Origin of the sequence: Pseudomonas palleroniana (assembly GCF_003031675.1) — a bacterium.
Classification (GTDB): domain Bacteria; phylum Pseudomonadota; class Gammaproteobacteria; order Pseudomonadales; family Pseudomonadaceae; genus Aquipseudomonas; species Aquipseudomonas palleroniana.
In genome coordinates, this window is record NZ_PYWX01000031.1 from 77,033 (window position 1) to 89,623 (window position 12,591).

Here is a 12,591-nt window from a genome sequence, read left to right on the forward strand (position 1 = left end):
CTTATGTTCTTGCGCCACATTGTAGTGTTCAGTCTTATTGCCCTGCTCGCCGGTTGCGCGGGTGTCGGTAGCCGCGAATCCGTTGAAGGCCAGGGCAACCCAGGGCAATGGAAACAGCACAAAAACCAGCTCAGCAGCATTGATGGCTGGCAGATAGAGGGCAAGGTCGGAGTGCGCGCGCCGAAAGATTCGGGCAGCGGCACGCTGTTCTGGCTGCAACGCCAGGACTACTACGATATTCGCCTGTCCGGCCCGCTCGGTCGCGGCGCAGCTCGCCTGACCGGTCGACCTGGCCAGGTGAGCCTCGAAGTGGCCAACCAGGGGCGCTATGAAGCGGCATCGCCGGAGGCGCTGCTGGAAGAGCAGATTGGCTGGAAACTGCCCGTGTCGCACCTTGTATGGTGGGTGCGCGGCTTGCCCGCACCGGACAGCAAGAGCCGTCTGAGCCTCAATGGCGACAGCCGCCTCGCGTCACTGGAGCAGGATGGCTGGCAGGTCGATTACCTCAGCTATGTAGAACAGGGCGGCTACTGGCTGCCGGAGCGTATCAAGCTGCATGGCACAGACCTGGACGTCACCCTGGTGATCAAGGACTGGCAACCACGCAAGCTGGGGCAATAACGTGACCGTAGATAAGTTGACCCTACCCTCGCCTGCCAAACTCAATCTGATGCTGCACATTCTCGGTCGCCGTGAAGACGGCTATCACGAATTGCAGACACTGTTTCAATTTCTCGACTACGGCGATGAACTCACCTTCGCCGTGCGCGACGATGGCGTGATCCGCTTGCACACCGAATTCGAAGGCGTGCCCCACGACAGCAACCTGATTGTGAAGGCGGCCAAAAAACTTCAGGAACAATCCGGTTGCTCACTGGGCATCGACATATGGATCGATAAAATTCTGCCCATGGGCGGTGGAATCGGTGGTGGCAGCTCGAACGCCGCAACCACACTGCTGGGTCTGAATCACTTGTGGCAACTGGGCTGGGACCTTGATCGCCTGGCCGCGCTGGGCCTGACGCTAGGCGCCGACGTCCCGGTTTTCGTGCACGGACGGGCCGCTTTTGCTGAGGGCGTGGGGGAGAAACTCACGCCGGAATACCCCGAAGAGCCGTGGTACGTCGTGCTTGTTCCGCAAGTATCTGTAAGTACAGCAGAAATTTTTTCAGATCCGTTGTTGACACGTAACTCTTCTCCCATTAAAGTGCGCCCCGTTCCCAAGGGAAACAGTCGAAATGACTGCTTACCGGTTGTAGCAAGGCGTTATCCAGAGGTACGTAACGCTTTGAATTTGTTAGGTAATTTTACCGAAGCAAAATTAACCGGAACTGGAAGTTGTGTGTTTGGGGGCTTCCCAAACAAAGCTGAAGCTGATAAAGTCTCGGCCCTTCTTACAGAGACCCTTACAGGGTTTGTAGCAAAGGGAAGCAACGTTTCGATGTTGCATCGCAAGCTGCAAAGTCTGCTCTAAAGGAACCGAGTGTTAGGCACTCGTTGCAACAGATACAGGGGCGTCGCCAAGCGGTAAGGCAGCAGGTTTTGATCCTGCCATGCGTTGGTTCGAATCCAGCCGCCCCTGCCATTTTCTAATACTCATCCAGGTTACCCTCAGCCTCTAGGTACTGCGCGTGTCCAAGATGATGGTCTTTACGGGGAACGCTAACCCCGATCTGGCTCGACGTGTCGTACGTCAGCTGCATATCCCTCTCGGTGACATCTCTGTCGGCAAGTTTTCCGACGGCGAAATTACAGCCGAGATCAATGAAAACGTTCGCGGTAAAGACGTCTTCATTATTCAGCCGACTTGCGCTCCGACCAACGATAACCTGATGGAACTCGTCGTGATGGCTGATGCCTTCCGCCGCTCCTCAGCGACTCGAATCACAGCTGTAATCCCTTACTTTGGTTATGCTCGTCAGGATCGCCGTCCGCGTTCCGCACGTGTGGCTATCAGCGCGAAAGTCGTTGCTGACATGCTGACCGTGGTAGGCATCGACCGTGTTCTCACGGTTGACCTGCACGCTGACCAAATCCAGGGGTTCTTCGATATTCCGGTAGATAACATCTACGGCTCCCCAGTATTGGTGGATGACATCGAAGATCAGCGCTTTGAAAACCTGATGATCGTGTCCCCGGACATTGGTGGCGTCGTGCGTGCACGGGCTGTTGCCAAATCCCTGGGCGTGGACCTCGGGATCATCGACAAACGCCGTGAAAAAGCCAATCACTCTGAAGTGATGCATATCATCGGTGATGTCGAAGGGCGTACCTGTATTCTGGTTGATGACATGGTCGACACCGCCGGCACCCTGTGCCACGCGGCGAAAGCCTTGAAAGAGCACGGTGCGGCTAAAGTCTTCGCCTACTGCACACACCCTGTGCTGTCGGGCCGAGCGATCGAGAACATCGAGAACTCCGTGCTGGATGAACTGGTGGTGACTAACACCATCCCGTTGTCCGCCGCAGCTCAAGCCTGTGCGCGTATCCGCCAACTGGATATCGCACCGGTCGTTGCCGAGGCGGTTCGCCGCATCAGCAATGAAGAATCGATCAGCGCGATGTTCCGTTAAGGGTTAAACCTTCGGAACACCTCACTGACGAAAAGCGCCCCGCCCCGGCATCCTGTCGGGGCGGGGCTTTTTTGCCCATATCGAGTGCGGCGCTGGTCGCAAACGCCCCTCGATGATGGCTATTTTGGAGATACAAAATGACTGACTTTACTCTGAACGCCCAAGCGCGTACTGACCTGGGGAAAGGTGCGAGCCGCCGCCTGCGTCACGCCGCCAACATCCCTGCTGTTGTTTACGGTGGCAACAAGCCAGCTGAATCCGTAACCATCCTGGCCAAAGAAATCGCCAAGCTGTTCGAAAACGAAGCTGCCTACAGCCACGTGATCGAGCTGAACGTCGATGGCGCCAAGCAGAACGTCATCGTTAAAGCGATGCAGCGTCACCCGTCCAAGCAATTCATCATGCACGCTGACTTCGTTCGCGTTGTTGCCGGCCAGAAACTGACCGCGATCGTGCCTGTGCACTTTGTTGGTGAAGAAGCTCCGGTCAAGAAAGGCGGCGAGATCTCGCACGTTCTGAACGAAATCGAAGTGACCTGCTTGCCGAAAGACCTGCCTGAGTTCATCGAAGTCGACCTGTCGGCTCTGGAAATCGGCGCCATCGTTCACCTGTCCGACATCAAGGCGCCAAAAGGCGTTGAGTTCGTTGCACTGGCTCACGGTGATGACAAAGCTGTTGCCAACGTTCACGCTCCACGCGTTGCTCCAGAAGCTGAAGAAGGCGCTGCAGAGTAATTACTCTGTATTGCCGGAGCTTGAGGAAACATCGCGGACCGAGACGTAGCGAGAAAGCGGGCGATAACGCGGCGTTTACTCTTGAGTAAATGATGTAATGTCGTCCACTTTCGCCGCACTCAGGTCTGGCGATCTTATCCACAACTCCAAAGGAAGGGCCCCTGTCGTGACTGCCATTAAACTGATCGTTGGCCTGGGAAATCCAGGCGCCGAATACGAACAGACCCGGCATAACGCAGGGGCCCTTTTTGTTGAGCGTATCGCCCACGCACAAGGTGTGAACCTTGCGGCCGATCGCAAATATTTTGGCCTGACCGGACGCTTCTCGCATCAAGGTCAGGATGTTCGTCTGCTGATTCCCACCACCTACATGAACCGCAGTGGCCAGGCCGTCGCGGCGCTTGCGGGCTTCTTTCGGATCAAACCCGAAGAAATCCTGGTGGCCCATGACGAACTGGACCTGCCTCCCGGCGTCGCCAAACTCAAGCTCGGCGGCGGGCATGGTGGGCATAACGGTCTGCGCGACATCATTGCGCAGTTGGGTAATCAGAATAATTTCTACCGCTTGCGGCTCGGCATTGGCCACCCAGGCGTCGCCAGTATGGTTTCAAATTTCGTCCTGGGTCGTGCGCCACGCGCCGAACAGGAAAAACTCGATGCCAGCATCGACTTTGCCCTCGGCGTGCTGCCGGATATCTTCGCCGGTGAATGGAACCGTGCGATGAAAAACCTGCACAGCCAGAAGGCCTGACTCTTACCGAGGGGAAAACACCATGGGATTCAATTGCGGCATCGTCGGCCTGCCCAACGTCGGCAAATCCACCTTGTTCAACGCCCTGACCAAGTCCGGTATTGCGGCGGAGAACTTCCCCTTCTGCACCATCGAGCCCAACAGCGGCATCGTGCCGATGCCGGACCCACGCCTGGACGCACTGGCGGCTATCGTCAATCCGAAGCGCATCCTGCCGACCACCATGGAATTCGTCGACATCGCCGGCCTGGTGGCCGGTGCTTCGAAAGGTGAGGGCCTGGGCAACAAGTTCCTGGCCAACATCCGTGAAACCGATGCTATCGCCCATGTGGTCCGCTGCTTCGAAGACGAGAACGTGATTCACGTCTCCAACAGCGTCGACCCGAAACGCGACATCGAGATCATCGATCTGGAACTGATCTTCGCTGACCTCGACAGCTGCGAGAAACAACTGCAGAAAGTCGCGCGCAACGCCAAAGGCGGTGACAAGGACGCCGTGGTCCAGAAGGGCCTGCTGGAGCAACTGATCGCTCACTTCACCGAAGGCAAGCCGGCACGCAGCCTGATGAAGAACATGGGCGCGGACGAGAAGGCCGTGATCAAAGGCTTCCACCTGCTGACCACCAAGCCTGTGATGTACATCGCCAACGTCGCCGAGGATGGCTTCGAGAACAACCCGCTGCTCGACGTGGTCATGGCCATCGCCGAGGAAGAAGGCGCAGTGGTTGTGCCTGTGTGCAACAAGATCGAAGCGGAAATCGCCGAGCTTGAAGACGGCGAAGAGAAAGACATGTTCCTTGAGGCCCTGGGCCTGGAAGAGCCGGGTCTGAACCGCGTGATTCGTGCCGGTTACGAAATGCTCAACCTGCAGACCTACTTCACGGCCGGTGTTGAAGAAGTCCGCGCCTGGACCGTCAAGGTCGGTGCCACCGCGCCACAGGCTGCGGGTGTGATCCACACCGACTTTGAAAAAGGCTTCATCCGCGCCGAGGTGATCGCCTACAACGACTTTATCCAGTACAAGGGTGAAGCCGGTGCCAAGGAAGCCGGTAAGTGGCGCCTGGAAGGCAAGGAATACATCGTCAAGGATGGTGACGTGATGCACTTCCGTTTTAACGTGTAAGCATTACCGCAAGACTTCGCTACAACATCAAGCCGATGCAATGCATCGGCTTTTTTGTGGGCGTTGGATTTAAAACCACAAACAAGCTGTTACTTCCCTCCACTCATCACCACTTTAAGATTATTCTTACTTGCTGTGCGGCGTTAAAAACAAAAAAGCACTTGCACAACTTAACCGCTCACTCAATCCAACTTTTCCCACTCTACTTCCTGCCATTATCCATTGAAGAACTCATGACATTCTTCGCAATTTGAGCTCTACTGAGTGGCCTTTATCATTTGCGCCACCCACAGTGAATTAAACGTGAGAGTAGAGCATCCACACTATGTCGGCCGTCTTTCAAGAAGAACACGAAACAGACCATCCACTCACTGAAAGTTCCGATATCGAGCATACAATCAATAGCACTGCAACACTCAATGTTGACATTCTGTTATTAGGAGAAACGGGGACCGGCAAAGACACACTGGCCCAACGCGTTCATCGTTTATCCGGGCGTCGAGGAAACTTCGTCGCCGTGAACTGTGCGGCGATTCCGGAAAGCCTGGCGGAGAGCCAGCTGTTCGGCGTGAACAGTGGCGCTTATACCGGTGCGGTGCAGTCACGTGCAGGATTTATTGAAGCAGCGCACTTGGGCACGTTGTATCTGGATGAAATCGATAGCATGCCCCTCGCGCTGCAAGCCAAGCTATTACGTGCACTGGAGTCTCGCGGAGTGGAACGCCTGGGGTCGACTCGTTTCATCCCGGTAGACATGCGCGTGATCGCCTCTGCCCAGCAATCGCTGCATGACATGGTTGAACAAGGGACCTTCAGGCGCGATCTGTTCTTCCGGCTCAATGTTGTCAGCATCCGCCTCGCACCGCTGCGTACTCGCCAGGAGCAAATCATTCCGTTGTTCTTGAGCATGGTTCAACAGGAAGCCGAGCACTTCAAATGCGCCGCACCGACGCCTTCCCCTACGTTGTTCCAACAATTGCTGTGTCACGCCTGGCTCGGCAACATCCGGGAGCTGCGTTCAGCGGCAAAGCGCTTTGTGTTGGGCTTGCCGCCCCTGTGCGAACCGCTGGTGGAGCAGAGGGTGCAACCGTTCAAGGAAAAACTGCAACAAATCGAGAAATCACTGATTGAGGCCTCCCTGAAACGTCATGCCGATTGTGTGGAAAGTGTGGCGATGGAACTGGGAATCCCCAAGCGGACGCTGTACTACCGTTTGAAGCACTTGAATATATTCAATTAGCCCCGTCAACAGACAACATTTACGAAATATCTGGCAACGACTAAAAAGCGCAAGCCCGGAACTATTGAAACATATTCAGCCACCCACGATGTGAGCGTTAGCCCTTAACACTCGCACAAGTAAACTTTGCTAACCACATAGACATTTCCAACTGTAAAAGGTACTGCATATGGATACCAACAACATATCCTCACTCATTCCTAGCAACGGCCTCATCTCAAACGAGCAAACGGAACAGGTACTAGCTGAGCTGCAAAAGAAAAAGAATGGGGATAACGTCAAGCACGCTATCAATACCATTCATATCGATAATTCGACAAAAATAATGCAACAAATAGGCTCAGCCAGGCCATGACTCTACTGCCTCCTTTGTTTGCTTAGCAAGGGAGGCAACTCTTTTCGTTTTCAACCTCGTGCAATGGGTGGAGATTACATGCTTTTAAAAAACGAGTGGGCCTCGCCGCCTTCCACACCGCTTCCAATCGCCGAAGCCACGACGGGCCCTGACAGCACCATCGACAGCCACTTTTTTGCGTCAGCCCTGGCAACCAATGACAGCGTCAAAACATCGCCCCCCACCATCGGCACGCACTTTCTGGCCGAGCAATCCAACTATCTGAGGGCGCGCGCCAACGATGTCTCCAAGGGCTTGAGCGACCTGGTGAAAGACAAGAACTCGATAAAATCAGTTGAAGTCCCGCAGGCGCTGGCTGAAAGCAAAGAGGTCCTGACCGTGTCGGTGAAAATCATTAAGCACTGCGTTTCGATGGTAGAAAAAACCACCAACTTGCAGTAGGCCGCTTATGCGCACGCGTTTCATCTATTTATTACTTGCGCTGATGTTCATGCTGAGCGGCTGTGGCGAACGCATTGACCTTCACCGCCAACTGTCCGAGCAGGAAGCCAACGATGTGATCGCCGAACTGGCGGACAAGCATATCCGTGCCCAGAAAGCGCTGGAGAAAGACGGTGTCGTGGTACGGGTCCGCACAAGCGATATCGCCCGTGCGGTTCGAACGCTGGAGGCGGCAGGGCTGCCAAAAACCGCGCGCACCACACTCGGTGAAATTTTCCGTAAGGAAGGGGTTATTTCCACCCCGCTGGAAGAGCGTGCGCGCTATATCTATGCCTTGTCCCAGGAACTGGAGGCGACGCTATCCAACATAGATGGGGTCATCGTTGCCCGCGTCCATGTTGTGCTGCCCGAGCGTGTAGCGCCGGGCGAACCCGTACAACCGGCTTCAGCCTCGGTCTTTATCAAGCACGATCCAAGGCTGGAGCCGGACAACATCAGGCCACGCGTACGCAGGATGGTTGCCAGCAGCATCCCCGGCATGAGTACCACGGCGGACAACCCGCAAAAACTCACCGTTACGTTCGTGCCGGCCGCGACCTATATCGAGCGCGAACGACTGGTCTACTTCGGCGCGTTTCTAGTACCCGAGGCTGACCTGGCCTTTTGGCAGATCTGTGTGACGGTCTTGCTGATCCTCTTGATAGTGTCACTCGTTGCCGCTGCTCTATGGCTTCGCAAGACGCGAACCGCATCACCTTCGAGTTCGCCACCACATGCCTGATATCCGTGACTGGGTGCATTGGTGGGCCTGCCCCTGGAGCCGTTCGCAGCATCCATGGGTCGCCTTCGATCTCAACTCACCCGCCAGCCTGGCGTTATGCCGCGGCCGACATGAGCTGATCAGTCGCGCATTGGGCATCACGCCCTGCCTGCCGATCCAGCCCTCTGCCGCGCTATTGCGGATGGTACTGGCACCGCCGGAGCAACAAGCGTTGATGCTGACCCTGGTCGACGGCATTTACCACCCACGGCGCGATACGGCTTTGAATCATGACCAGCGCCAGTGGTGCGCCCGCCTATCCATGGCCCTGCCCTCCTCGTCCCGACAACCCGGTGAAGACCCTCTGCATCATCTGCGCGCCTGGGTCGATCACACCGTGTGGCAGCGCTTGCGCCTCAGTTTTGCGCGACGTCGGGTACTGGAACTCGAAAGCCAATACCTGCCGCAAGTGGGAAGCAAACTGGACACTGTCTGGCAGGCAGTGATCTGGCGTGCCACCGCTGCGGCGGAAGACGACTTTCACGCTGCCCCCTCCGGAGTGCCCCCGCACCATGTTATGCCGACGCAAGATTGAACTGTCGATGCCCACCGCAAGCCTGCCGCATGCCTTGATTCCCCGAGCTGTCCTTGCCGACAGCCGACAGGCCGAGCAGTTGCTCGAAAACGCCCAGGCCCAAGCCGACGCGCTGCTGCGCCAGGCTCAGGCACACAGCGAGCAATTGCTTGAACAGGCCCAGGTCGAGTTCTGGCAGCGTGCCAATCGCCAGCTCGAACGCTGGGAAGTAGAGCGGCAGGCCATTTGCGAGCGCCTCGAGCAGATTGCCACCTCCGTCACCAATCAAGCGCTGATCAGCTTGCTGGAGCTGACACCTCCCGCCGAGCGCCTCAGCGCACTGCTTAAAAAACTGCTGAACACGCAAGTCCCGGCAATCGCCGCCAACCTGGTCTGCCACCCGCAGGACCACGCGCAGGTCGAGCAATGGCTGCAGCTTCACACTGAGGCCCCCTGGTGCCTGCGCCTTGATGACTCCCTGGCGGCCGAGACACTCATACTGGAAACCGAAGAAGGCCGCTTCCACATCGAGTGGCGCTCTACCGTTGATAGCCTGCTATTGCTTGAGCCCGTGTCCCGCGGCAGGTAAGGAATTTCCGGCAGCGCTGATTACATTGCCTTTCAAAACTCTTGGCGTGGAACCGTTACCAGGCTTTAGCCACTTATAACGGCAAAGCCACCGGAGAGCCGCCCATGAGTTTTGATTACCGCCAGCAGCAACGGCAATACAGGGAACTGGATACCGTCAACCGCCGCATCGAACAGATGAAGAAAGCTACGGAAGAGGCGCTCGATAACGAAACATTCGAGGCGTTATTGGGTGAAGCCCTCGAGCTAAAAATGGATGCCAACCAACTGGTGACCTCAACCTTCGCGATGACCAATCACATGGCCGATAAAGGGAAGATCGTCTTTGATGGAATCCCTTGAAGGTGAGGATGACCTGGCGCACTGGTTGAGCGGTTCCGATCCGCAGATCACCTTGACTGAAGGCGATAGCCGTATCGTCCTGCGACGTGACAGCGGCGCGCTGGTACTGGGCGTTGAACTCACTCAGCACGTGCCCACCAATGCCCAGTTGGAGAACTGGATGCGTCCGGGCGCCGCCAGCTTGCATCATTTTCCAGGGGCGCTCGCCCAAGACCCGGCCCATGGCGCGCTGTGGTTGCTCGAGTGCCTGCACGACGCGCCACACCCGACGCAGGTGCAGAAAAGCCTCGAGGCGCTGCTCAATCAGCGTGACACCTGGCGGGCAGTCATGGCCCGCCTTGCACGCCCTGCCCGTGCGCTGCGCACCACCTCGCGACATCCGCTTTCGCCTTAATCAGAGAACGCCTTATGAACAATACCTCCGACAAGCCTGATGGCTTGCATGCCCCCTCGCCCCGGTTAACTGCAAAGCGCTCCGGCTGGCGCGGCCTGCTCGTTCTGCCATGGTTGCTGATCCCTTGGCAAAGCGCACAGGCCGCCATTCCCAGCGAATGGAAAAACACCGCGTATGCCTATGAAGCCGAACACAAGCCTTTGCGCGAGGTACTTGAAGACTTCGCCCAGACCTTCGGCACGCAGTTGCAGATCGAGGGCCTGCTGGAGGGTGTCGTCAATGGAAAGATCCGCGCCAATACCCCCCAGTCGCTGCTCGACAGGTTGGGCGTTGAGCATCGTTTCCAGTGGTACTTGTACAACAACACTTTGTATATCAGCACCCTGGACCAACAGGAATCCGCACGCCTCGAGGTCTCCTCGGAAACCATCGCGGACTTGAAGCAGGCATTGACTGATATCGGCTTGCTGGAAAGCCGCTTCGGCTGGGGCGAGCTCCCCGAGGACGGTGTGATATTGGTTTCCGGCCCCAGACGCTACATCGAGCAGATCAAACAGTTCGCCAGCCAGCGCCGGTCGCCCGATGAAAAACAGAGCGTACTGACGTTCCCTCTGAAGTTTGCCAATGCCGCAGACCGGCAGATTGATTATCGTGGCGAAAAATACAACGTCCCCGGCGTCGCCAATATGCTGCGCGGGCTATTGGAAACGCGCCCAGCCTCAGCCTTGTCACCCCGTACCACGCCCCCTTCCGCACCCGCACCGCTCGCGGCGAGCGGCGCTCGCTTGAGCAACCCGTTGCTGGGGCAGATGCTGGGCACCACGGCACCTTCGGAGCCCCCAGGCACTGGCCCCATGGTCACGCCGCGTGCGCCCGTCGGCAGCGGCAAAATCCGCGTCGAGGCGGACGTGCGCAACAACGCGGTACTGATCTATGACCTGCCCGAACGCCAGGCCATGTATCGCGACCTGATTGCCCAACTCGACGTAGCGCGCAAGCTGGTGGAAATCGACGCAATCATCCTGGATATCGAGCGCACTCAACTGCGTGAATTCGGGGTTAACTGGGGGTTTCAGAACAGCCGTTTCCGAGGCGGCGTGAACACGAGCCCCGGTACGTCATCACAACTTTCATTTGAAAATCGCGACCGGTTCTACGCAGACATACGTGCCCTGGAACAACGCGGCCTGGCAACCCTGGTCTCGAATCCGTCGGTCCTGACCCTGGAAAACCACCCCGCGGTGATCGATTTCAACCGCACTCAATATCTGGTCGGCGGCACCGAGAACGCAACCATCTTGCCCGTCACGGTCGGCACCAGCTTCCAGGTCGTGCCCAGGGTCATCACGTCCCGGGGCAAGCATCAGATCCACCTGCTGGTGGACATCGAAGACGGTAACTTCAATGAGTCCAACCCCCTGAGCACAACACCGGATGTGAGCCGTGGCAAAGTCAGCACCCAGGCGGTGATGGCGGAGAAACGCTCACTGGTGATCGGTGGCTTCCACGTCAGCGAAAGCACCGACAAGCACAACAAAGTCCCATTGCTGGGAGATATTCCCCTGCTGGGCAAGGCCTTGTTTTCTTCCACTGAACGCCAGAACAATCGCCGCGAAAGGCTGTTCATCCTGACCCCGCGGGTCATCGGCGATCAGGCCGACCCTTCGCGCTACCTGCCACAAGACGATCAGGCCGAGTTGCAAGCCGCCCTCAAACCCTTGGCCAGGCGCGATGCCCCTCACCAACCGGTGATCAAGCGCAGCGATATCACCAGCACCCTGGCGCATCTGGTGAGCGGCCAGGTACCCAAGCCTTTCAAGATGGCTCCCTTGCCCTTGGGGCTCAATACCCTATGCGTCACGCGCGATCTGCTGGCGCTCAATACCGACCGCAGCCAGTGGTACACCGGCCCGGACTTCAACGTGGCCGTCGTCGTGCTGCGCAACCAGTTCAAGCGCAACGTACGTATTGATGAAAAGGAGTGCAGTAACTCACACACCCTGGCCGTCAGCGTCTGGCCGCGAGCCTGGCTCAAGCCGGGTGAAGAAGCCGAGGTCTTTATTGCCATGCGTCCCGTGGTGAAAGACGAACACATCGGCGTCTCCCGCCCTTCCCTGCTCACCCCAACCCGGAACCAACCGCAATGAAGCCTTTACTGTTGTGCTCCACACTCATCGGTGCGGCACTGCTCGTCGCCGGCTGCACGCCGACCTGCCAAGGCGACTCGTGCTCACGTCCGCAGTCAGGCAAGCACACGCTGGTGGTCTGGTGGCCACCGCAGATGCGGGCCGAGTCGGGCCCGTCAGGCGAGCGTTCGGATTACCAGACGATATCGCTGGAACGATGACGCCCCACGCACTTGCCGATAACCGGCAGCGTCGCGAGGCATTCCGCGACGCATGGGTGGGTGGCCCTGGCGCCCACCTGCCAGTCGGCCCCGGCATTGCCATCTACGCCATGGATACGGCTGCCGGTCCGGGATTGGCCCTGCAGGTGAACCGTGACGCCCTGCAACCCCGACAATTGCAGCGGGCACTTGAGCGCCGGTTTGAACAAGCAGTGGCCTTCAGTGGCTGCTTTGTCTACCTGGACGCCAGGGGCAACCTGGTGATCTGGCATGCACTGCCGACCCAGCGCCAGGCGCTCGACGCAACCATCAGCCGCCTGCTCTCGCTGGCCAATCTCGAGACGCTGGACCGGCGCGCCGCTCGCTGAA

The 12,591-nt window shown here is 57.6% G+C and carries 17 protein-coding genes and 1 tRNA gene; all 18 read left to right on the forward strand.

The window, feature by feature from the left end; all coding sequences use genetic code 11:
• The first annotated feature begins 3 nt into the window (after positions 1–3).
• The 18 genes from lolB to C9383_RS11130 all read left to right on the forward strand — a co-directional run bounded on the left by lolB (position 4) and on the right by C9383_RS11130 (position 12,590).
• Positions 4–621: a lipoprotein insertase outer membrane protein LolB gene (gene lolB, locus C9383_RS11045; protein ID WP_090366920.1), complete on the forward strand. Its 618-nt coding sequence runs from the start codon at positions 4–6 to the stop codon at positions 619–621.
• A 49-nt stretch (positions 622–670) separates the two neighbouring features.
• Positions 671–1,474, forward strand: coding sequence for a 4-(cytidine 5'-diphospho)-2-C-methyl-D-erythritol kinase (ispE, locus tag C9383_RS11050; RefSeq protein ID WP_218580446.1), 804 nt, complete (start codon positions 671–673; stop codon positions 1,472–1,474).
• A gap of 36 nt (positions 1,475–1,510) precedes the next feature.
• Positions 1,511–1,585: transfer RNA gene (locus C9383_RS11055), tRNA-Gln, on the forward strand.
• A gap of 46 nt (positions 1,586–1,631) precedes the next feature.
• Positions 1,632–2,573 carry a ribose-phosphate pyrophosphokinase gene (locus tag C9383_RS11060; protein ID WP_003171603.1) on the forward strand — a complete coding sequence of 314 codons (942 nt, stop codon included), beginning with the start codon at positions 1,632–1,634 and terminating at the stop codon, positions 2,571–2,573.
• Between the two features lie 137 nt (positions 2,574–2,710).
• A complete protein-coding gene (locus tag C9383_RS11065) occupies positions 2,711–3,307 on the forward strand; it encodes a 50S ribosomal protein L25/general stress protein Ctc (RefSeq protein WP_060754814.1) in 597 nt (198 codons plus the stop codon).
• Positions 3,308–3,473: 166 nt separating this feature from the next.
• Positions 3,474–4,058 carry an aminoacyl-tRNA hydrolase gene (gene pth / locus C9383_RS11070; RefSeq protein ID WP_003171596.1) on the forward strand — a complete coding sequence of 195 codons (585 nt, stop codon included), beginning with the start codon at positions 3,474–3,476 and terminating at the stop codon, positions 4,056–4,058.
• 22 nt (positions 4,059–4,080) lie between these two features.
• The gene (ychF, locus tag C9383_RS11075) at positions 4,081–5,181 is read left to right on the forward strand and encodes a redox-regulated ATPase YchF (RefSeq protein ID WP_090366924.1); all 1,101 of its coding nucleotides are present in this window, start codon (positions 4,081–4,083) and stop codon (positions 5,179–5,181) included.
• A gap of 325 nt (positions 5,182–5,506) precedes the next feature.
• Positions 5,507–6,421 carry a sigma 54-interacting transcriptional regulator gene (locus tag C9383_RS11080; protein ID WP_090366926.1) on the forward strand — a complete coding sequence of 305 codons (915 nt, stop codon included), beginning with the start codon at positions 5,507–5,509 and terminating at the stop codon, positions 6,419–6,421.
• Positions 6,422–6,590: 169 nt separating this feature from the next.
• Positions 6,591–6,776, forward strand: a complete 186-nt coding sequence (locus C9383_RS11085) for a hypothetical protein (RefSeq protein ID WP_060754811.1) — start codon at positions 6,591–6,593, stop codon at positions 6,774–6,776.
• Between the two features lie 78 nt (positions 6,777–6,854).
• On the forward strand, positions 6,855–7,217 hold the full coding sequence (locus C9383_RS11090; protein WP_090366928.1) for a hypothetical protein: 363 nt from the start codon (positions 6,855–6,857) through the stop codon (positions 7,215–7,217).
• A 7-nt stretch (positions 7,218–7,224) separates the two neighbouring features.
• Positions 7,225–7,998 carry a type III secretion system inner membrane ring lipoprotein SctJ gene (gene sctJ / locus C9383_RS11095; RefSeq protein WP_090366930.1) on the forward strand — a complete coding sequence of 258 codons (774 nt, stop codon included), beginning with the start codon at positions 7,225–7,227 and terminating at the stop codon, positions 7,996–7,998.
• Positions 7,991–8,572 (forward strand): type III secretion protein, encoded by a 582-nt coding sequence (locus tag C9383_RS28380; protein WP_235863190.1) that lies wholly within the window; start codon positions 7,991–7,993, stop codon positions 8,570–8,572. The genes sctJ and C9383_RS28380 overlap by 8 nt, the downstream gene beginning before the upstream one ends.
• A gap of 7 nt (positions 8,573–8,579) precedes the next feature.
• Positions 8,580–9,140 (forward strand): type III secretion system stator protein SctL, encoded by a 561-nt coding sequence (sctL, locus tag C9383_RS11105; RefSeq protein WP_235863192.1) that lies wholly within the window; start codon positions 8,580–8,582, stop codon positions 9,138–9,140.
• A gap of 104 nt (positions 9,141–9,244) precedes the next feature.
• Positions 9,245–9,481, forward strand: coding sequence for a hypothetical protein (locus C9383_RS11110; protein ID WP_090366934.1), 237 nt, complete (start codon positions 9,245–9,247; stop codon positions 9,479–9,481).
• The gene (locus C9383_RS11115; RefSeq protein ID WP_090366935.1) at positions 9,468–9,875 is read left to right on the forward strand and encodes a hypothetical protein; all 408 of its coding nucleotides are present in this window, start codon (positions 9,468–9,470) and stop codon (positions 9,873–9,875) included. The genes C9383_RS11110 and C9383_RS11115 overlap by 14 nt, the downstream gene beginning before the upstream one ends.
• Positions 9,876–9,889: 14 nt before the next feature.
• Positions 9,890–12,022 (forward strand): type III secretion system outer membrane ring subunit SctC, encoded by a 2,133-nt coding sequence (gene sctC, locus C9383_RS11120; RefSeq protein WP_090366937.1) that lies wholly within the window; start codon positions 9,890–9,892, stop codon positions 12,020–12,022.
• The gene (hrpT, locus tag C9383_RS28385) at positions 12,019–12,222 is read left to right on the forward strand and encodes an HrpT family type III secretion system protein (RefSeq protein ID WP_060754804.1); all 204 of its coding nucleotides are present in this window, start codon (positions 12,019–12,021) and stop codon (positions 12,220–12,222) included. Before sctC ends, hrpT begins: the two co-directional genes overlap by 4 nt.
• Positions 12,219–12,590, forward strand: a complete 372-nt coding sequence (locus tag C9383_RS11130) for a transcriptional regulator (protein WP_090366939.1) — start codon at positions 12,219–12,221, stop codon at positions 12,588–12,590. The genes hrpT and C9383_RS11130 overlap by 4 nt, the downstream gene beginning before the upstream one ends.
• Position 12,591 lies beyond the last annotated feature (1 nt).